This window comes from Rhodococcus sp. B7740 (genome assembly GCF_000954115.1).
Lineage (GTDB): Bacteria > Actinomycetota > Actinomycetes > Mycobacteriales > Mycobacteriaceae > Rhodococcoides.
On sequence record NZ_CP010797.1, the window covers coordinates 1,654,417 to 1,673,625 of the forward strand.

The 19,209-nt window shown below is 64.8% G+C and carries 20 protein-coding genes and 1 other RNA gene; 5 read left to right on the forward strand and 16 right to left on the reverse strand.

Translation table 11 applies throughout. From position 1 onward, the window contains the following. Positions 1-63 precede the first annotated feature (63 nt). The 15 genes from NY08_RS07615 to prfB all read right to left on the reverse strand — a co-directional run bounded on the left by NY08_RS07615 (position 64) and on the right by prfB (position 13,913). Positions 64-864, reverse strand: a complete 801-nt coding sequence (locus NY08_RS07615; protein ID WP_045199938.1) for a DUF1295 domain-containing protein — start codon at positions 862-864, stop codon at positions 64-66. After that, positions 852-2,177 (reverse strand): SAM-dependent methyltransferase, encoded by a 1,326-nt coding sequence (locus tag NY08_RS07620; RefSeq protein WP_045195697.1) that lies wholly within the window; start codon positions 2,175-2,177, stop codon positions 852-854. Before NY08_RS07620 ends, NY08_RS07615 begins: the two co-directional genes overlap by 13 nt. Next, positions 2,174-3,487 carry an SAM-dependent methyltransferase gene (locus NY08_RS07625; protein WP_082073716.1) on the reverse strand — a complete coding sequence of 438 codons (1,314 nt, stop codon included), beginning with the start codon at positions 3,485-3,487 and terminating at the stop codon, positions 2,174-2,176. The genes NY08_RS07620 and NY08_RS07625 overlap by 4 nt, the downstream gene beginning before the upstream one ends. Continuing rightward, complete coding sequence (locus tag NY08_RS07630) at positions 3,484-4,263, reverse strand: DUF1365 domain-containing protein (protein ID WP_082073717.1); 780 nt, start codon at positions 4,261-4,263, stop codon at positions 3,484-3,486. Before NY08_RS07630 ends, NY08_RS07625 begins: the two co-directional genes overlap by 4 nt. After that, entirely contained in the window at positions 4,254-5,543 is a 1,290-nt protein-coding gene (locus NY08_RS07635) for an NAD(P)/FAD-dependent oxidoreductase (protein ID WP_442970837.1), read from the reverse strand. The genes NY08_RS07630 and NY08_RS07635 overlap by 10 nt, the downstream gene beginning before the upstream one ends. Next, positions 5,522-6,217, reverse strand: coding sequence for an alpha/beta hydrolase family protein (locus tag NY08_RS07640; protein ID WP_045199944.1), 696 nt, complete (start codon positions 6,215-6,217; stop codon positions 5,522-5,524). The genes NY08_RS07635 and NY08_RS07640 overlap by 22 nt, the downstream gene beginning before the upstream one ends. A gap of 115 nt (positions 6,218-6,332) precedes the next feature. After that, positions 6,333-6,703: a transfer-messenger RNA gene (ssrA, locus tag NY08_RS25470) on the reverse strand. 65 nt (positions 6,704-6,768) lie between these two features. Then, positions 6,769-8,220, reverse strand: coding sequence for an SDR family NAD(P)-dependent oxidoreductase (locus NY08_RS07645; protein WP_045195701.1), 1,452 nt, complete (start codon positions 8,218-8,220; stop codon positions 6,769-6,771). A 31-nt stretch (positions 8,221-8,251) separates the two neighbouring features. Beyond that, the gene (locus NY08_RS07650) at positions 8,252-9,106 is read right to left on the reverse strand and encodes a DMT family transporter (protein WP_032397705.1); all 855 of its coding nucleotides are present in this window, start codon (positions 9,104-9,106) and stop codon (positions 8,252-8,254) included. 8 nt (positions 9,107-9,114) lie between these two features. Continuing rightward, positions 9,115-9,588: an SsrA-binding protein SmpB gene (gene smpB, locus NY08_RS07655; RefSeq protein ID WP_032397704.1), complete on the reverse strand. Its 474-nt coding sequence runs from the start codon at positions 9,586-9,588 to the stop codon at positions 9,115-9,117. Between the two features lie 83 nt (positions 9,589-9,671). After that, positions 9,672-10,577, reverse strand: coding sequence for a permease-like cell division protein FtsX (gene ftsX / locus NY08_RS07660; protein WP_045195704.1), 906 nt, complete (start codon positions 10,575-10,577; stop codon positions 9,672-9,674). A 66-nt stretch (positions 10,578-10,643) separates the two neighbouring features. Continuing rightward, positions 10,644-11,333: a cell division ATP-binding protein FtsE gene (gene ftsE, locus NY08_RS07665; RefSeq protein ID WP_027496574.1), complete on the reverse strand. Its 690-nt coding sequence runs from the start codon at positions 11,331-11,333 to the stop codon at positions 10,644-10,646. Between the two features lie 86 nt (positions 11,334-11,419). After that, entirely contained in the window at positions 11,420-11,866 is a 447-nt protein-coding gene (locus tag NY08_RS07670; protein ID WP_045195706.1) for a hypothetical protein, read from the reverse strand. Beyond that, complete coding sequence (locus NY08_RS07675; RefSeq protein ID WP_032397701.1) at positions 11,863-12,762, reverse strand: mechanosensitive ion channel family protein; 900 nt, start codon at positions 12,760-12,762, stop codon at positions 11,863-11,865. Before NY08_RS07675 ends, NY08_RS07670 begins: the two co-directional genes overlap by 4 nt. Before the next feature lie 38 nt (positions 12,763-12,800). Then, entirely contained in the window at positions 12,801-13,913 is a 1,113-nt protein-coding gene (prfB, locus tag NY08_RS07680) for a peptide chain release factor 2 (RefSeq protein ID WP_045199945.1), read from the reverse strand. 224 nt (positions 13,914-14,137) lie between these two features. Here prfB and NY08_RS07685 point away from each other — a divergent pair, with 224 nt between their 5' ends. Then, positions 14,138-14,629 (forward strand): beta-class carbonic anhydrase, encoded by a 492-nt coding sequence (locus NY08_RS07685; protein ID WP_045195708.1) that lies wholly within the window; start codon positions 14,138-14,140, stop codon positions 14,627-14,629. A 58-nt stretch (positions 14,630-14,687) separates the two neighbouring features. Further along, complete coding sequence (hisN, locus tag NY08_RS07690; RefSeq protein ID WP_045195711.1) at positions 14,688-15,479, forward strand: histidinol-phosphatase; 792 nt, start codon at positions 14,688-14,690, stop codon at positions 15,477-15,479. Positions 15,480-15,486: 7 nt separating this feature from the next. Here the strand turns inward: hisN and NY08_RS07695 are convergent, their stop codons facing one another. Beyond that, on the reverse strand, positions 15,487-15,855 hold the full coding sequence (locus tag NY08_RS07695) for a DUF1304 domain-containing protein (RefSeq protein WP_144407323.1): 369 nt from the start codon (positions 15,853-15,855) through the stop codon (positions 15,487-15,489). 143 nt (positions 15,856-15,998) lie between these two features. Between NY08_RS07695 and NY08_RS07700 the strand changes: the two genes are divergently transcribed. From NY08_RS07700 to NY08_RS07710, 3 genes are all read left to right on the forward strand, one after another. Then, entirely contained in the window at positions 15,999-17,408 is a 1,410-nt protein-coding gene (locus tag NY08_RS07700; RefSeq protein WP_045199949.1) for an acyl-CoA dehydrogenase family protein, read from the forward strand. Positions 17,409-17,452: 44 nt separating this feature from the next. Then, positions 17,453-18,673, forward strand: a complete 1,221-nt coding sequence (locus NY08_RS07705) for an acyl-CoA dehydrogenase family protein (RefSeq protein WP_045195712.1) — start codon at positions 17,453-17,455, stop codon at positions 18,671-18,673. Between the two features lie 185 nt (positions 18,674-18,858). After that, positions 18,859-19,203 carry a YciI family protein gene (locus tag NY08_RS07710; RefSeq protein ID WP_045195714.1) on the forward strand — a complete coding sequence of 115 codons (345 nt, stop codon included), beginning with the start codon at positions 18,859-18,861 and terminating at the stop codon, positions 19,201-19,203. Positions 19,204-19,209 lie beyond the last annotated feature (6 nt).

The window sequence follows — 19,209 nt, forward strand, 5'->3', positions numbered from 1 at the left end:
TCCTCGTTGATCGACGAAACCGAACTTCTCGACCAACCCTAGCGCCGCCCCCGCACCCGTGAGCTACTTGCTGTGCTGCTTCGGTGGCCGCGGGAGGAAATAGCTCGTTCGCTGCTGGTATTCGCGATACCCCGGTCGCTTCTCCATGCTGCGCTCGAGCAACCGTGCACCGGTGGCGAACACCAGGAAGTATGTCATCGCGATGGGCGAGAGAAGCGTGAACACCCCGGGCCACGCCGACGCCGAGACGAGGAACAGTCCCCACCAGACCGCCGAGTCGCCGAAGTAGTTGGGGTGCCGCGTCCAGGCCCAAAGACCCCGGTCCATGATCCGGCCCTTGTTCGAGGAGTCGGCCTTGAAGGCTTTCAACTGCGCATCGCCCACTGCCTCGAACGTCCATCCGAGAATCCAGACCAGTACTCCGAGCACGACGACCGGCAGAACGGATCCGTGTGCGACAGCGGATACCTGCAGCGGCAGGGACACGAACCACAATGCAACCGCCTGCGTCAGGTAGATCTTCCGCAGGGCGTACAGGGTTTCGTTACCGGGGGCCTTGGCGAGCATCTCGGTGTAGCGCGGATCTTCGCCGTGCCCGCGCGAGCGTCGAAAGACGTGCACGGCAAGGCGAAGCCCCCACACACCGACCAGGACGAGCAGTAGTAGGCGACGCCACAGTTCACCTGTTCCGGTCGCAGCCGAGATCGAGGCGATCAGAACGAATCCGCCGCCCCACGTCACGTCCACGACGTTGTGGCGTCCGATACGCGCCCCGATGAGGGCGGTGACGATCATCAGGACAGCGGTACCGCCGAGGCTCGCCAGCGATACGGTCAGGAAGTCGGACCAGTTCACCGCGGGCACACCCACACCGGTCGAACCGGTTCCATCTCGGACGGTCCGCTCCCGGACCGGACCGCCAGAATCTGATCGACGCCCATCCTGTTGTCCCGGAACGCCATTCCACCGCCGATCAGGTACAGCCGCCACACGCGAGCGACCTCCTCCCCGACCATCGCCACCACGTCGTCGAAGCGTGCCTCGAAGCGCTCGGTCCAGACGTCGACGGTCCGCACGTAATGCTCCCGGAGGGCGTGGACGTCGCGAACCTCCAGTCCGGCCTCCTCGATCATCGCGACGGTCCGCCCGACCGGGCGCATGTACATGTCCGGCGCGATGAACGATTCGATGAATGCTCCGCCGCCGGGGTTGTCGCCTTCCCTCCGCGACATCTGTTGGATCAGCACGCGGCCGCCGGGCTTGACGTTGGTATGCAGGGCGGCGGTGTAGGTCGGGTAATTGGCCTCCCCCACATGCTCACCCATCTCGATCGACGCCACCGCGTCGAAGGGCCCGTCCGGAATCTCTCGATAATCCTGGATTCGGATCTCGACGCGGTCCTGCAGTCCTCGGTCGGCGATGCGCTTGTCGATGAAGGCCTTCTGCTCCCGGGAGATCGTCACTCCGACGACCTTCGCCCCGTACTCCTGTGCCGCGTGCAGGCTCAGGGATCCCCAGCCGCAACCGACGTCGAGAAAGCGTTGCCCTACGCGCTTGTCGAGGCCGATCTTTCGACATACGAGGTCGAGTTTGTCGCGCTGAGCGTCGTCGAGGGTGTAATCCGGCGAATCCGAGGTCCAGTAAGCCGACGAGTACGCCATGTGCGAATCGAGGACCAACTCGTAGAAGTCGTTCGACAGGTCGTAGTGGTGACTGATCGCAGCGCGGTCGCGGAGCACCGAGTGCAGCCGCCCCTTCACCGAGGCCTGCGACACGGGCGGCGGCAGCGGACGGCCGAACACCCCGAGATCCTTGGCCAGTTTCGCCAACCGTAGTAGCGAGGCCGGCCCCGGACGGATCGCCGAGAGTCGACGCTCACGCACCACACCCCAGACGTGATCGAGAGCCGCGGCGAGATCGCCGTCGACGTCCAACTCGCCGGTGACGTATGCCTGCGCAGCACCGAGTTCACCGGGGCTCCACAGCAATCGCCGAAGAGCGCTCGGACTGCGCAACAGCACCCTCGGTGCCGAGGCATCGCCTGCAACGGACCCGTCCCACGCCTGCAGCCGAACGGGAAGCGGACCACCCACCAGGGGTTCCACCAACTCGGCAATTCGATGCGCGACGCCGACTCGTCGATCGGTCCGGTCCACGGAGAGTGTCGAGGTGGTCATCGGTTGTCCCTTCGGTCGAGCACGATCTGTTGAACATCGAGGTACCCGGATCGAAACCCGGCCTCCGAGTAGCACAGGTAGAAGTGCCACATCCGTGCGAACACCTCGTCGAAACCGAGCTGCTCTGCCTCGCTGCGGTATTCGCGGAAACGCCTGTCCCACAGCGCTAGGGTTCGCGCATAGTGATCACCCATGGACAGTCGCTCCCGTACCCGAAGCGAGGTGCTCTGCTCGGTGACCTCTTCGATGGCTCGCACCGACGGCAGGAACCCGCCGGGAAAGATGTACTTGTGTACCCAGGTGTACGTGTTTCGAGTAGCCAGCATTCGGTCGTGCGGCATCGTGATGGCCTGCAGGGCAACTCGCCCACCCGGCGCGAGCAACGAGTCGATCGTCTCGAAATACGTTGCCCAGTACTGATGCCCGACGGCCTCGATCATCTCGACCGACACGATCGCGTCGTACTCGCCGTCGACCAAGCGGTAGTCGAGAAGATCGATCCGAATTCTGTCCGCGTAACCGGCAGCGGCACAGCGCTTACGCGCCAGCTCCTGCTGTTCGGTCGACAGTGTCACCGACCGTACTGTCGCACCACGAGCCGCCGCACGAATGGCCAGCTCGCCCCATCCTGTGCCGATCTCGAGCACTCTGGTTCCTTCTCCGACGCCCGCGCGGTCGAGTAGCCGATCGATCTTGCGGCGCTGAGCGTCGGCGAGCTCCGCACTGTCGTCTCCGCTTCCCGATTCGGAGAACAGCGCACTCGAGTAGGTCATCGTCTCGTCGAGGAAGAGCTCGAAGAGATCGTTCGACAAGTCGTAGTGGCGCGAGATGTTCGATCGCGTGTTCTTGGTCGTATTACGCTCGCTCCGTGGGGGTTTCGGGATGTACAACCCCCGGAGCCGCTGCAGCGACTTGGGAATCAGCGACGCCATTCGCCGGGCGAAGACCTCGAGCACAGCAGTGAGGTCCTCGGCATCCCAGTCACCGGCCATGTATGCCTCACCGAATCCGATGAGTCCGCTGTCCCCGACCCGTGCGGCGAAGTTGTGTGGCCGATGGACGGTCATCAACGGTGCCTCGGCCGAACCGGCACCGATCACCTCGCCGTCGGGCATCGCGACCCGAACCTGCAGGCGTGCCACCGCACGGCGAAAGAGAAAGTCGGCCACGGGTGCGGCCACCGCAACCTTTGCACCACCGGGAACATGGGCGATCTGGGGCCAGACCTGCGGATCGACCAGCGGGCTCGGACCACCGATGGAACCACCGACCGGGTTCGACACCGAATTGGATTTCGACACAGTAGTCATCTGTTGGCCCCTTGCTTCTGGGATCTTCGTGCCCCGGGAGGGGCAGGTTTCTGCACGATCTTCAGCCCCCGCGCCCAGAGCCGAATCCCTTGCCATCGGATCTGTACCACCACCCGTAGCGGCGCAATCGGGATCTCGACTGCAGTGCGAAGAATCGACTGCGTCGTCACTTCTCGTCGGCGGCCGTCGACGGTCGCCACGAACGGGGGCTGACCGGCACGTTCGAGGACGATCGAGAGCCGAAGCGCGGCGTCCGGCTCGGGTAGCAGCATGGAGTATTCGCCGTCGACGTCGTTGAACGGAGAGACGTAGAACTCCTTGGTCGTACGGGCCGCGCCGCGATGATCGGTGTGCACCAGGTACCGGTATCGCTCACCGTAGGTGTTGTGCACCTCGGCGACGACGCAGCGGAGCTCTCCGTCGTTGTCGTGACACCAGTACACACTCAGTGGGTTGAAGGTGTGACCGAACACCCGTGCGCTCGCCAACATCGTGATCCGTCCGCCGCCGAGATCGATACCGTTCTCCGCCAGGAACGCATCGACGTTCTGGCGAAGACTGGCGTCGGGGTCACCGAGGTGGTCCCGGGAGTCGAACGAGGCCAGTGGTCGCAGTATCCGGGGCAACTCGGGAAGCGCGTCGAGGTCGACGAACCAGCTGTAGCTCCGGTACGAGAACGTGTTTCGAATCGGCGCGCGCCGAACGTGGTCGATTCGAGTGCGATACAGAGCCGCCCCGTGCGCGCGGGTGGCCGGCAGAAGAGACGTCAGAGCCACGTGGCACCCACCCGTTGCGCGGCCCGCGCACCCGAGAGCGCACCGTCCTCGTGAAATCCCCAGCCGTGGTAGGCACCGGCGAATGCCACGGTGTCGGTGTCCAATTCGGGAAGTCGACGCTGCGCTGCAACCGATTCCGGCGTGTACTGCGGGTGTTCGTAGGTCATCTCGTCCAGCACCCGACCCGGGTCGATACGATCCGCTCCACCGAGGGTGACCAGCATTCTGCGATCGGTCTCCCCCAGGCGTTGCAACCTGGTCAGGTCGTAGCTGACCAGCACCCGGTCGGGTTTGGCCGCGCACGACGGGAGGTGATAGTTCCACGACGCTCGCGCCCTCGTGTTCTTCGGCAGTACCGACGAATCTGTGTGCAGTTGCGTGTGATTGGTCGAGTACGGCATCGCTCCCAGGATGCTGTGCTCGAGCGCAGTCGGTTCTGCGAGCATCTTCAGCGCGGCACCGGGGTGTACCGCGATCACGGCAGCGTCGAACGTACGCAGGTCGTCGCGGGCGTCTCGGATCTGCACGCAGTCCTCGGACCTGTAGACCGCGTGCACGGGGGTATCGAGCAACACCTCGTCGATGTGCCGAGCAACCCGGCGAACGTATTCGATGGATCCACCGGTGACGGTGCGCCAGGTGGGAGAGCCGGTGACGGTGAGCATCCCGTGGTGCCGAAGAAAGGTGAAAAGGTAGCGAGCCGGGTACGCGAGAGCAGTGTCCGGATTGCAGGACCACACCGCGGACACCAGCGGCGTCATGAAGTGTGCTTCGAAGTACGCCGAGAACGAGTGCTCTGCGAGAAACTGCGCGAGAGTCGTCTCGGACTCCACCGGTTCGGAACTGTCCAGCAGTTCGTTGGCCAGGCGATGAAAACGCTTGACGTCGAGCAGCATCGAGACGAATCGCGGCTTGAACACCGCTGTGCGTTGCGCGAGGATTCCGCGCATGCCCTGGCCGCCCGAGTATTCGAGGCCGCACCCGTCGCACCGCACGGACATGCTCATGTCCGAATCCTGAGTAGGCACCTCGAGCTCGTCGAACAGTCGAAGCAGCGTCGGATACGTCCGGTCGTTGTGCACGATGAACCCGGTGTCGACGCCGATGCGGCCATCGGGTCCGTCCACGTAGTGGGTGTCCGCATGGCCGCCGAGACGGGAGTCCGCCTCGTACAACGTCACCGACGACGTCGACGAGAGCGCGTACGCCGCCGTCAGACCGGCAACACCGCTCCCCACCACCGCGACCCGGCGCCGCGTCACGATTGCCTGCCCATGCAGTCGGCCGGCGCATCGGCAGCGATACCGAGAACGAAGTCGCGCGTTGCCCTGGACCAGACCCGCGGATTGCGCAGCATGAAATGCCCACCCGGCACCGAGAGGTAGCGAGCGTCCACCCCGCGCGCCGCCGCACGTTCGGTCGCCCGGCGGGACGTTCGAGGATCGGTCCACCTGTCGGCAGTTCCGTGCATCACGAGCAGCTTCCTACCCGGTTCGAACGCATCGACCTCCGTGCCCTCCGGCCACCACGGAGCCAGGGCCACGACACCCACGATCTTCTGGGTCGTTCCTGCCGGCTCCACTCCTGGGATGGAAGGATCGTCGACCAGTGCAGCGGCGGTGCGGCCACCCATCGAATGGCCGACGACCACCACGTGAACGTCCGGGTACTCGGCGTGAATTCGGTTCAGCGCCCATCGGGCATCCTCGACCGGAGACCGTTCGGGCGCGTTCCAGCCCCGGAACCGGTACTGCAACTGCTGCACCGATATGCCGCGTGTACGGCCGACGCGCCGAAGCATCCAGGTGAACGTCCACATGCGCAGACCGGCCAGGTGCCACGGCCGACTGCGGGCCCGACTCACGTCTTTCCCGCCGCCGAGGACCAGCACGACCAGTGACGGCGCGCGCACCGGCCTGCCGGTATGCAGAACTGGAGTGGGCTCGTTGCTCATGACCACTATTCGACACCGCGGTCGCTTCGGGTTGGATGAGTTCGACCGAGTCGATTGTGACCTGGCCGACAAAGAAGAAGACCGGACCGAGAGTGTCTCTCGGCCCGGTCTTCGTCGGTGGAGCTGCCGGGAATCGAACCCGGGTCCTCTGCTGCATTGCCAGGGCTTCTCCGTGTGCAGTCCGCTATGCCTCTACTTGGATCTCCCGATCTCGCGAACAAGTCAGGATGACGATCCCAGCCACTGTTTGATGTTCCTCATCATCCCGCGGCCGGATGAATCGGTGAGCCCTCTAGCTGATGCCAGTACCCGGGCCGAGGGCAAGCCCGGACTGACAGACACGCAGTCGCTACTTAGGCAGCGAGTGCGTAGTCGCGCTGATTGGAATCGGCGCTTATAAGGTTGCGATGACGCTTACGGTGGTCTCTCGCCTGCACCGACACGCTTCCCCTGACTCAACATACAAAGTCGAAACCGTTCAGCCCCGTATGTTCCCGAACACCGTGTCCGGGCTGTTCAGTGTAACGCCTCCCCCGGACACATTCATTCCATTAACGGCCGACTCGGCGATCCGCAGAATTCGAGGCAGCGTCGGCGTCGACTCGTTGCACCACCGTGCGCAGCATCCGACGGGCCATCACCAGGCGTACGGGCAGCGAGGCGTACCAGACCGCCCGGCCGGCCAGTCCACGAGGGAAGAACACCAACCGCTGCTCGATCGTCGGCTGCTTCGCAGTTCCCCCGACCGTCAGGTCCAGCCAGGCCTCGCCGGGAAGTCGTGTGGAGGACTTGAGCCGCGTGGTGTGCTCGGTGCCCGACGCGGATGCGTCGGGTCCGGTGACGTCGCGATGCCAGCCGGTGAGAACGTCGGCATCGGCCAATCGTTCGAGTGCAGGCCTGATCGCGGTCGACTGCGCTACACTGCGGGCGACCCGGGTGTCGGTGTAGACGACCTCGCCTGCCCAGGTCGGATCCGAAGGCAACGGATCCGACGGTGCCGCGGTACCGGTGGCATCTGTCCACCGAGTCTCCACCTCGCCGTCGTCGATCTTGCGCAGCGCTAATCTCACGGAATCGCGGTAACCGGTCAGGCCGTCCTCCGGGCGCGGGACCACGGCATCGATGTCCATCTCGTGACCGATGGCGTCGTATTGCAGTGATTCGATGAGCGGCATCGCCAGCCCGCGCGGAATGGGAGTCACCAGCCCGATCCAGTGGCCGGCCAGTCGCGGAGTCAACACCGGGAGCACGATGATCCGACGCTGCCGCAGACCCGCGACGTCGGCATAGATGTTCATCATCTCGCCGTACTGCATGACATCGGGACCGCCGATGTCGAACGTCCTGGATTCGGTGATGGGCGCACTCGCGGCCCCGATCAGGTAGTGCAACACGTCCCGCACAGCGATGGGCTGGATGCGATTGTGTACCCACCGCGGTGTGGTCATCACCGGAAGCCGATTGGTGAGGTGCCGGATCATCTCGAACGACGCCGAGCCGGATCCGATCACGACACCGGCCTGCAGAACGATCGTCGGGACTCCCGAGTCGATAAGAATGCGTCCCACCTCGGCACGCGACTTCAGGTGCGGCGAGAGTTCACCGGTCGGCGGATGCAACCCGCCGAGGTAGACGATGCGCCCCACACCGCATTCCGCCGCCACGGCCGCGACGTTCTCGGCGCTGTCGCGTTCGGTGTCGGCGAAATCCGAGTGCCCTGCGGTGCCCATCGAGTGCACCAGGTAGTACATGACGTCGACTCCGCTGAGCGCTTCCTTCAACGATTCCCGATCGCTCAGATCGCCCTGCACGATCTCGACATCGGTCGCCCACGGCACGGAGTCGAGCTTGGCGGGCGTGCGTGCCAGCACGCGGACCGTGTACCCCTCGTCGAGCAGTCGCGGGGCCAGCCGACCGCCCAGATATCCCGTGGCACCGGTGACGAGGACGCGCGGCGACTTCTCGGGCGCGGCGGTGTCGGAGGCAGAGTCGAAAGCTGTCATAACCGGAGTCATTACCCCCGGTCGGTGCGGTTCAACCAGAGAGCGCGATCATCGCGATCGCACCGAGCGCCAACGCCATTCCGATCTTCTGCAACATTCCCACTCGCTCGCCGAGCATCACCATCGCCAGCAGTACCGTCGCCGCCGGATACAGCGACGCGATGACACTGACCAAGGAGAGCAGACCACCCTGATAGGCGTAGATCATCGCCGCGTTGGCGACCACGTCGAGCACGCTGACGAAGGCCGCCAGTTTGAGCACGCTGCCGTGCGGCGGTGCGAAGTGGCCGGAAGCGAGGGCCACGATCCAGACCACCGCGGTCGCGGACGCGCGCGATGCCGCCAGCGGCCACAGCCCGCTGCCGTCGCCGATCCGGTGCAGAAAGATGAACGCGAAAGCGAACGTCACCCCCGAACCGACCGTCAACCAGGCGACCGTTCGGGTGAACTTCATCTCGCGTCCGCCGGCCACCTCGCCGGTCACCTCGTCCGGAGATTCTCTGCTCACCAGCACCACGGCCACCAGTGCTACGGCAATACCGACGAACGCGATGATTCCGGGACGCTCCCCCATGGACAGCCCCACCAGGACCGGGATCCCGGCGACCAGCACGGCGGTGACCGGTGAGACCACGGCCATCGGCCCGGCAGCGAGGGCCAGGTAGAACCACCACACCGCAACGCCACCGGCGACACCCGATGCCAGCCCCCAGAGCATCGCCGGGAGCTCGATCGTGCCGCCGACGAACGGTGCGACGAGCAGCACGATCACCAGCGACAGGGGGTACGACACGATGACCACCCGGAGGGCGGCGACTCGGCGGGATGCGACTCCGCCGACGAAATCGCTCACTCCGTAGCCGACGGCGGCTACCAGGGCGAGCAGTACAGCGGTCAGCGCATTCCCTTCACGCGACGACCGAGCTCGCGAGTGACCTCGCGTTCGGCGGTGCGCTTGGCCAGCGACTGTCTCTTGTCGTAGTCCTGCTTGCCCTTGGCCAGTGCCAGCTCGACCTTGACCTTGCCGTCGGAGAAATACATCGACAACGGCACCAGCGTCAGGTTTCCCTCTTTGACCTTGCTTGCCAGGCGATCGATCTCGCGGCGATGAAGGAGCAGTTTGCGGTTTCGCCGCGGCGCGTGATTGGTCCAGCTCCCGAGCGTGTATTCGGCGATGTGCAGCCCGCGCAGCCAGATTTCACCGTCGTCGACGGTCGCGAAGGCGTCGACCAGTGAGGCCTTACCGTCGCGCAGACTCTTGACCTCGGTACCGACGAGGGCGACTCCGGCCTCAAGGACGTCGAGTATGGAGTAGTTGTGCCGCGCCTTGCGATTGGTCGCGATGGCCTTGCGGCCCTTCTCTCTCACTGCAGGGCCCTTTCTCGAGCATGCGCCGCGTGGATCGGTTCCACGGGCAACCGCTCCAGCATAGAACCGAACGGCAACCGAATTTATTCGCGCACGTACAACCGCAGAGTGATGTACGCCGTCACCGCAGCCATGCCCACTCCCACCAGTGCGAGGAACGGCGAGACGAGCAGAACGTCACTGTTCGATATTCGGGCCAGAATGTTGGCCTGATACACATCCGACAGAACGTCGTCGATGAACATGTTCTTCGCGGTGAACAGGCCGGCGATCGCGAGCGCCGAGCCGATCAACGCCGCCACCACCGCCTCCAGGAGGAAGGGCAACTGCGTGTACCACCGAGTGGCACCGACCAACCGCATGATGCCCACCTCGGTTCGCCTGGTGAACGCAGCGATCTGAACCATGTTGGCGATCAACAGGATTGCCGCGATCGCCTGCACCGTGGCGATGGCGAAAGCCGCGTTGCGCACGCCGTTGAGCACACTGAACAGACGCTCGACGAGATCGCGCTGATTGAGAACGCTCTGCACGCCCGGTCGATTCTCGAAGTTGTCGTTGATGACCCCGAACCGTTCGGGATCGCTCAGACGCACCTTGAACGACGCGGGAAAGCTGTCGGCACTGACCAGTTCGGCCAACTCCGGCTGATCCTTGAACACGCGTTCGGTGGCGTCCTTCACCGCATCCTCACGATTGAGGTACTGCACCGAGACCACCGACGGAGTGTTCTCGAGATCCGATCGCAGGGTGGCACAGGTCTCCTGCGCACAATCGGCGTCGCTCGCCGAGATGTCGTCGGTGAGGAAGATCTGCACCTCCACCCGATCGAGGAAGATCTGCTGAGTCTTCCCCGCCATCTGGACCACGAGCAGGCCACCGCCGAACAGGCCCAGAGAAATTGCGGTCGTCAAGATCATGGCGATCGTCATGGTGATGTTGCGGCGAAGTCCGGTGAAGACCTCGCTGAAGATGAAACTTGCGCGCATCGCGGAATCCGAGCCCTTCGATTCGTTCGGTCGTGACGTCTGTGCGGTCCTGAGTCGGCGGCGGCGTCAGCGACCGACGCCGTAGACCCCGCGGGCCTCGTCACGAACGACTCGTCCGTTGTCGAGTTCGACGACGCGTCGGCGCATCGAGTCGACGATGTGGTTGTCGTGGGTGGCCATCAGCACCGTGGTTCCGGTGCGGTTGATGCGCTCGAGCAGCAGCATGATGTCCTGGCTGGTGTCCGGATCGAGGTTTCCGGTCGGCTCGTCCGCGAGCAGCACGAGTGGACGATTGACGAACGCGCGAGCGATCGCCACCCGCTGCTGTTCTCCACCGGACAACTCGTTGGGCAGACGATCCGACTTACCGCCGAGTCCGACCAGGTCGAGAACTTCGGGAACGGTGCGCTTGATCATCGAGCGCGGCTTGCCGATCACTTCGAGAGCGAACGCCACGTTCTCCACCACCGTCTTCTGCTGCAACAGGCGGAAGTCCTGGAACACGCAGCCCATGCTCTGCCGCAGCCGGGGGACGCGTCGGGCCGCCAGTCGGTTGACGTGGAAATCGGCGACGTGGATGTCGCCGGAGGTGGGCGTCTCCTCCTTGAGGAGCAGCCGCATGAACGTCGATTTGCCCGAACCGGACGGACCGATCAGGAACACGAACTCACCCTTGTCGATGGAGACCGTCACCTTGTCCAGGGCAGGCCTGGTGGAGGTCTTGTAAGACTTGGAGACATTCGAGGTGCTGATCACGGGTCGCCAGTGTAGTCCTTACCGTCCGGTAACCGCCGGAACCGAGGGAGCACCGCGGCGAGTCCCGAGAGACGGTAAAGGATGCCTCAGCGAGACGACGTCGGCGCAGGCTGGCTGGGTATCAGCGACTGAATCACCGGTGGCAGCGGGACACCGAACGGCGCGGTGGTCGTCGACGGCAGGGTCGTCGTGGTCGCCGGCTGCCCTGATTCGTCGACGCTTCCCGATCCGTCGGGATCGGTGGTGGCAGTCGGAGTGGGTGTGACGGTGGTACTCGAATAGGTCGGTTCCACGGTTTGCGGCTGGGTGTAGGGGGTGAGTTCGCCCGGGTCCACGGCAACCGGGCCCTGGATACGTTCACTGTCCCTCTCGGCGATCTCTGCACTGACCTGGCCGTACCACAGACCGGTGAGCACGAAGCAGATCCCGAACGCGACTGTGGACGTGCGGACGCGGCCGTTGATCTTGGCCGGAATGCGCCACTGTCGCCAGTTCCGCTGCGGCCGTTCGGTTCCGGTATCGGGCGTATTCATCGATCCTCCGTCCGATCTCGTCCCGACGCTTCCGGCGCGACCCCGGCCGTACTGACGTCGGGAGCAACGCTGATGCCCTCGGGTCGCAGCGCGGCGGCCACTCGGACTCGAAGTTCTCGTCCTACCTGGAACTGCTTACCCGGCAATGTTCGCGCAACGAGGCGGACGTTGACCTGTCCCACCTCGATGCTCTCCACACCCATCACGGTCGGTTCGTCGAGCAACAGCGGACGCAACCGAGCGTCTGCGAACGCGTCGCGGCCGACCGATCGGAGCAGCGCGTTCACCTGGGTGAGATCGGCGGTGCTCGGCACGGGAACGTCGACGACGGCGCGCGCCCAATCCTTCGACAGGTTGATCGCCTTGACGATCTGCCCGTTCGGCACGGTGATGACCTCACCGTCGACGCTGCGGACCCGGGTGACGCGCAGTGTCACGTCCTCGACCGTGCCCTCGGCGTCCTCGGCAGAACCGTTGACGGCGATCTGCACGACGTCACCGAATCCGTACTGACGTTCGGTGATGATGAAGAACCCGGCCAGAATGTCCTGGACCACGCGCTGAGCACCGAAGCCGAGCGCTGCGCCGATGACCGTCGCGGGTGCCACGAGCCCGCCGACGCCGAATCCGAAGCGACGCAGCACTTCGATGGTGACGAGGATGTAGATGAGGGTGACCACGACCCAGGTGATGACCTGGGCCAGCGCGTGCCGATGCTTGGCGGCCTCGGACCGCACGAGCGCATCGCTGTGCTGGTAGTTCTGATCGATTCGGGCAGTGATGCGGGACCCGGTCCAGGTGACGAACCGCGCGGCCAGCATTCCGCCCAGGATGTAGAGCACGATCCCGAGGGCGTTCAGCTTCAGGTCGAGCGTCGGGTTCAGCCAGCTGGTCATCGGAACGACGGAGCGGATCCTGCGCAATGGCCGGTCATCTACTGCTCCCCTCGCATTCGCCAACGAATTCCCGATTCCAGGAATCCGTCTATGTCCCCGTCGAGAACTGTAGACGGATTGTTGACTTCGTACTCGGTACGCAGATCCTTGACCATCTGGTACGGGTGCAGAACGTACGAGCGCATCTGGTTACCCCAGGAGCTACCGCCGTCACCCTTGAGCGCATCCATCTCGGCACGCTCTTCCTTGCGCTTGACCTCGAGCAGCTTGGCCTGCAGCACCCGCATGGCCGAGACCTTGTTCTGAAGCTGAGACTTCTCGTTCTGGCAGGTCACCACGATCCCCGTCGGGATGTGCGTCAACCGAACGGCGGAGTCGGTGGTGTTGACCGACTGCCCACCCGGACCGGACGAGCGGTACACGTCCACGCGAATGTCGTTCTCCGGGATCTCGATGTGGTCTGTGGTCTCGACGACCGGAAGCACCTCCGCCTCCGCGAACGAGGTCTGGCGACGACCCTGGTTGTCGAACGGGCTGATCCGCACCAGCCGATGCGTCCCCTGTTCCACCGACAACGTGCCGTACGTGTACGGAGCCTTGACCGCGAACGTCGCGCTCTTGATACCGGCCTCTTCGGCGTAGGACGTGTCGTAGACCTCGACGCCGTAGCCGTGCTTCTCGGCCCAGCGGATGTACATACGCATGAGCATCTCGGCCCAGTCGGCCGCGTCGATTCCGCCTGCACCGGAACGGATGTTGACCAGTGCGTCGCGTGCGTCGTACTCACCGGAGAGCAGGGTCCGCACTTCCATGGCTGCGATGTCCTCCCGGAGCGCGGCGCGTTCGGCGTCGGCATCGGCGGTGGCGGATTCGGCTGCCTCGCCTTCTTCACCCTCGGCGAGCTCGTACAGAACCGGCATGTCCTCGAGGCGCTGCCTGAGTTCTTCGACGCGGCGAAGCTCGGCCTGCGCATGGGACAGCTGGCTGGTCACCTGCTGCGCGTGTTCCTGGTCGTTCCACAGGTCCGGCGACGCCGCCTGATGCTCGAGTTCATCGATGCGTCGCCGCAGTTCCTCGACGTCGAGCACCGACTCGACGGTGGACAGAGTGGTGTCGAGCTCGGCCAGGTCTGCAGAAACGTCGGGATGCACGAGAGTCAAGGTTACCGGCACGCGAACCCGAACCCGACCGCCCCCGATTCCCCCGGCCCCCGCGAGCCGAACTGACACCCACGTCGAGGGTTCGAACCGCGCAGATTTCAACTCTCGTCAGGCCATCGGTGGACTGTTAGCTTTCGGCTCATCGACATATTCGCATCTCGACATGCCTGCCACCGCCCGGTGCCGGCCACACCCGCAGTACACAGGAGCGTCGCATGACCGTCACCGACCAGTACCTCGAGAACAACAAGGCGTACGCCGCGACGTTCGACGGTCCCCTGCCGTTGCCGCCGTCGAAGCACGTGGCAGTGGTGGCGTGCATGGACGCCCGACTCGACGTCTACCGCATCCTCGGTCTCCACGACGGCGAAGCACACGTGATCCGCAATGCGGGCGGTGTCATCACCGACGACGAGATTCGCTCACTGGCCATCAGTCAGCGTCTACTCGGCACGAAAGAGATCATCCTGATCCATCACACCGACTGCGGCATGCTCACCTTCACCGACGACGAGTTCAAGAAAGACCTACAGGACGAGAAGGGCCTCAAGCCACACTGGGCTGCCGAGTCGTTCACCGACTTGGACCGCGATGTTCGCCAGTCGCTCGCTCGCATCGAGCAGAGCCCGTTCGTCACGAAGCACGAATCCGTTCGAGGCTTCGTCTTCGACGTCGCAACCGGAAAGCTGAACGAAGTCACCGAGTAGGCCCGACCACCCATGTCGCGGCGTACGAGCAGCCCGTGCGCGGCGATAGTCTTCTCCGGTGACCGATTACTCCTCCGATCTTGCTCTCGCCCTCACTCTCGCCGACGAGGCGGACGCCATCACGCGCCGACGATTTCTCGCCATGGACCTATCGGTCGATTCCAAGCCGGATCTCACCCCGGTGTCCGACGCGGATCTGGCCGTCGAGACGGCGATCCGCAGCTCGCTCGGAGCGCAGCGCCCCACCGACGCGTTGCTGGGCGAGGAATTCGGCGGCACGGCGACGTTCAGCGGACGCCAGTGGGTGGTCGATCCCATCGACGGAACCAAGAACTTCGTCCGCGGCGTGCCCGTCTGGGCGACCCTCATCGCGTTGCTCGACGACGGCGTACCGCGGGTAGGAGTCGTCAGCGCACCTGCCCTGAACCGACGCTGGTGGGCCGCACTGGATCAGGGGGCCTGGACGGCATCGGACGGCGGTACCCCGCGCCGGATCGAGGTCTCGAAGGTCGATTCGTTGGCGTCGTCGAGTCTGAGCTTCTCCAGCCTGTCCGGCTGGGCGGATCTGGGTACCAGGGATCGGTTCCTCGATCTGACCGACTCCGTGTGGCGGGTGCGCGGCTACGGCGACTTCTTCTCGTACTGCCTCGTGGCCGAGGGGGCAGTCGACATCGCCGCCGAACCCGAGGTCTCGCTGTGGGACCTGGCCGCGCTCGATGTCCTGGTGCGCGAGGCAGGCGGCGGGTTCACCGCGCTCGACGGCACCGCGGGCCCACACGGTGGCAGTGCCGTGGCCACCAACGGCCTACTGCAGCACGCGGTCCTCGAGCACCTGTCCCCTCGGGCCTGACATTCGCCTAGAGAACTGCAGCCACAACCAGCGCGATCAGCGGCGTGATGCCCTGGACGCACGCAGCTCGAAAGTACTTCGCGCCACCGGTCGCGAGCACAAGTGCCGCGCCGACGATGCTCGCGCACGCGAAGTACACGATGGCGTCGCCCGCGGAGCCGCCCACGACGAGGCCGACCACGATGCCGATGGCCAGGAACAGGTTGTAGAAGCCCTGGTTGAAGGCCATCGGTTTGACGACGTCGGCGTCGTGCTGACTGGCGACGCCGAAACGCGACCATATTGCGGGCCTGGACCATGCCACGCTCTCCATGACGAAGATGACGACGTGGAGGGCCGCGGCGAGGCCGGCGAAAACCTGGGCGATCGGATGCACCGGATCAGCGTGCCACATCCATCCCGGCCTGGCGTGATGCACTCGGCAACCACTCGGCTCGGTGCGTGAACTTACTCGATAGTAGACAGCTATCTTACTCGGGAGTAAGATCTGTGGAGTCCGTGACCGACGCCGAGGAACTGGTGATCATGAGCAAGCAAGACAGTGTGGTCGACGCGAAGGCCCCCAAGGTGCCCCGCGATACTTCTGCGGTTGGCCTCAACCCGTGCAAGAGGGATGCGATCGGAACCGCGATGCGCGTTCTGACCGCCATCACCGGATCCGAACTGGCGGAGAAGTACAACCTTCGTCAGACGATCGACCGGGTGACGTACGAGAGCACCAAGACCGGGTTCAAGACGCTCGGCGCGGCAAATCGCACGTTCGCCAAGGTCACCGGTGGCGGTAAGCCCAAGCGTCTCGACGACGGTGCCGCCAAGAACCTGAGCTACTTCGACCTGACGCCCGACGACGAGCAGCGCATGATCGTCGAGACGGTCAAGGAGTTCGCCGAGGAAATCCTCCGGCCTGCCGCATTCGATGCGGACCACAACGCGTCCTCGCCCGAGGACCTCGTGCGTCGCTCCGCCGAACTCGGCATCACCCTCATCAACGTTCCCGAGGAGCTCGACGGCGCTGCCACCGAGCGCGGGGCCGTCACCAACTCGCTCGTCGCCGAGGCGCTGGCGCACGGCGACATGGGCCTGGCCCTGCCCATCCTTGCCCCCTCCGGCGTCGCCGTCGCGCTGACCCAATGGGGAACGGACGCACAGCAGAAGACCTATCTGCCCGCGTTCGTGGGCGAGAAGGTTCCGAACGCTGCGGTGGTCGTCAACGAGCCCCGCGCGCTCTTCGATCCGTATGCGTTGCAGACCAAGGCCGTTCGCTCCCCCAGCGGTTACAAGCTCAACGGCGTCAAGAGCCTCGTGCCTGCTGCAGGCAGCTCCGAGCTGTTCGTCATCGCCGCAGAACTCGAAGGCCGCCCGGCATTCTTCATCGTCGAGTCCGACTCGAAGGGTCTCGTCGTCGAGGCCGATCCGAGCATGGGACTGCGCGCTGCCGGTCTCGGTCGCCTGATCCTGACCGACGTCGCAGTTCCCGAGTCGGCATTGCTCGGTGACGGTGACGCGGACCAGCGGGCCGCCGAGTACAGCGCTGCCATCGGTCTCGCACGACTGGGCTGGGCGTCGCTGGCCGTCGGTACGAGCCAGGCCGTGCTGGACTACGTCGTCCCCTACGTGAACGAGCGTGTGGCCTTCGGCGAGCCGATCAGCAACCGCCAGGCCGTGGCCTTCATGGTCGCCAACATCGCCATCGAGCTCGACGGCATGCGGTTGGTGACGCTGCGCGGCGCTTCGCGGGCCGAGCAGGGACTGTCGTTCGCCCGCGAATCGGCGCTCGCGCGTCGACTCGCCTCCAAGAAGGGCATGCAGATCGGTTCCGATGGCGTTCAGTTGCTCGGCGGTCACGGCTTCACCAAGGAGCACCCGGTGGAGCGTTGGTACCGCGATCTGCGATCCGTCGGCGTCGCCGAAGGCATCGTTCTCATCTAGCCGTCCGCCCCGAATTCCATGGCACTCACCCAAGGACACACACCATGATCAATCTTGAACTTCCCAAGAAGCTTCGGGCGCAGGCGAATCAGGCTCACCAGGTCGCTGCCGAGATCTTCCGCCCGATTTCCCGCAAGTACGACCTCGCCGAGCACGAGTACCCGGTCGAGCTCGACACCATGGCGTCGATGGTCGAAGGCATGTCCGACGCCGGTGGCGAAATCGGCGGAGCCGCCGGTGGCCGCGAGAAGGACAGCGAGTCGGCCAAGCCCAGCAAGACCGCGAACGCCAACGGCGGCAACATGTCTGCCCTGGTGAACGTGATCGAGACCTGCTGGGGCGACGTCGGCCTGACGCTGTCGATCCCCTACCAGGGCCTGGGCAACTCGGCCATCGCAGCGGTGTCCACCGACGAGCAGCTCGAGCGCTTCGGCAAGGTGTGGGCCTCGATGGCCATCACCGAGCCCAGCTTCGGCTCGGACTCCGCAGCGGTGACCACCACCGCCGTCCTCGACGGTGACGAGTGGGTACTCAACGGCGAGAAGATCTACGTCACCGCCGGTGAGCGTTCCACCCACATCGTCGTATGGGCGACGGTCGACAAGTCGCTCGGCCGCGCGGCCATCAAGTCGTTCGTCGTTCCGCGTGACGCACCGGGCCTGTCGGTTGCACGTCTCGAGCACAAGTTGGGCATCAAGGCGTCCGACACCGCTGCGCTGCTGCTCGAGGATTGCCGCATCCCGAAGGACAATTTGCTCGGCACCGCCGAGGTGAACGTCGAAAAGGGCTTCGCAGGCGTCATGCAGACCTTCGACAACACCCGCCCCCTGGTGGCCGGTATGGCCATCGGTGTGGCGCGGGCGGCGCTCGAAGAGCTGCGATCGATCCTGGTCGATGCCGGAGTCGACATCTCATATGAGACACCCGCCTACAACCAGCACGCGGCGGCTGCAGAGTTCCTCCGCCTCGAAGCGGACTGGGAAGCAGCACATCTGCTCGCTTTGCGGGCAGCGTGGATGGCCGACAACAAGGCGCCCAACTCGCTGCAGGCGTCGATGTCGAAGGCCAAGGCGGGCCGCTCGGCAGTCGACATCACCCTCAAGGCAGTGGAACTCGCCGGTACCTACGGCTACTCCGAGCGCCCGCTGCTCGAGAAGTGGAGCCGCGACTCCAAGATTCTCGATATCTTCGAGGGAACTCAGCAGATCCAGCAGCTGATCGTTGCTCGTCGAGTACTCGGGAAGTCGTCCGCAGAACTGAAGTGATACTTGGCTCGTCGTCGAGCCGAGATGTCGCCGCGAAACGGCATCGGACCCCGCGTCCGATGCCGTTTTTCGTGCGTCGGAAAGAAAAATTCCGGGACGGTGTCGATATCGTGGTCTGCGGGACGTCGTCATCGTGAACGGCGACTCGCGCCGCGACAACGAGGTACCGAACCCAGGAGCGCACCATGAAGTACATCCTCTTGATCAACGCCGACACCACGCCCGGAGCAGCACCGGGCTGCAGCAGTGTCGAGGACTGGATGACCTACGAGAAAGAGATGAAGGAAGCCGGCGTCTTCGTCTCCGGGTACGCCATGGCCGATCTGACGACCGCAACCGCGGTGCGCGTCGATCCGCGCACCGAGGAACGGACCGTCACCGACGGCCCGTACGCCGAGTCGCACGAGGTTCTCGGCGGCTACGACGTGATCGACGTCCCCGACCTGGACGCGGCACTCGAGTGGGCGGCCCGATGCCCGGGCTCCAAGGACGGCGGCGCGGTGATCGTGCGGCCCCTTGCAGAATTCTGACCGGCG

Excerpts from the sequence above, each read along its gene's own strand:
- NY08_RS07620 (WP_045195697.1), bottom strand. The coding sequence starts at position 2,177 with ATGACCACCTCGACACTCTCCGTGGACCGGACCGATCGACGAGTCGGC.
- NY08_RS07625 (WP_082073716.1), bottom strand. The coding sequence starts at position 3,487 with ATGACTACTGTGTCGAAATCCAATTCGGTGTCGAACCCGGTCGGTGGT.
- NY08_RS07640 (WP_045199944.1), bottom strand. The coding sequence starts at position 6,217 with ATGAGCAACGAGCCCACTCCAGTTCTGCATACCGGCAGGCCGGTGCGC.
- NY08_RS07645 (WP_045195701.1), bottom strand. The coding sequence starts at position 8,220 with ATGACAGCTTTCGACTCTGCCTCCGACACCGCCGCGCCCGAGAAGTCG.
- ftsX (WP_045195704.1), bottom strand. The coding sequence starts at position 10,577 with ATGCGCGCAAGTTTCATCTTCAGCGAGGTCTTCACCGGACTTCGCCGC.
- NY08_RS07670 (WP_045195706.1), bottom strand. The coding sequence starts at position 11,866 with ATGAATACGCCCGATACCGGAACCGAACGGCCGCAGCGGAACTGGCGA.
- NY08_RS07675 (WP_032397701.1), bottom strand. The coding sequence starts at position 12,762 with ATGACCAGCTGGCTGAACCCGACGCTCGACCTGAAGCTGAACGCCCTC.
- NY08_RS07685 (WP_045195708.1), top strand. The coding sequence starts at position 14,138 with ATGACCGTCACCGACCAGTACCTCGAGAACAACAAGGCGTACGCCGCG.
- NY08_RS07705 (WP_045195712.1), top strand. The coding sequence starts at position 17,453 with ATGATCAATCTTGAACTTCCCAAGAAGCTTCGGGCGCAGGCGAATCAG.
- NY08_RS07710 (WP_045195714.1), top strand. The coding sequence starts at position 18,859 with ATGAAGTACATCCTCTTGATCAACGCCGACACCACGCCCGGAGCAGCA.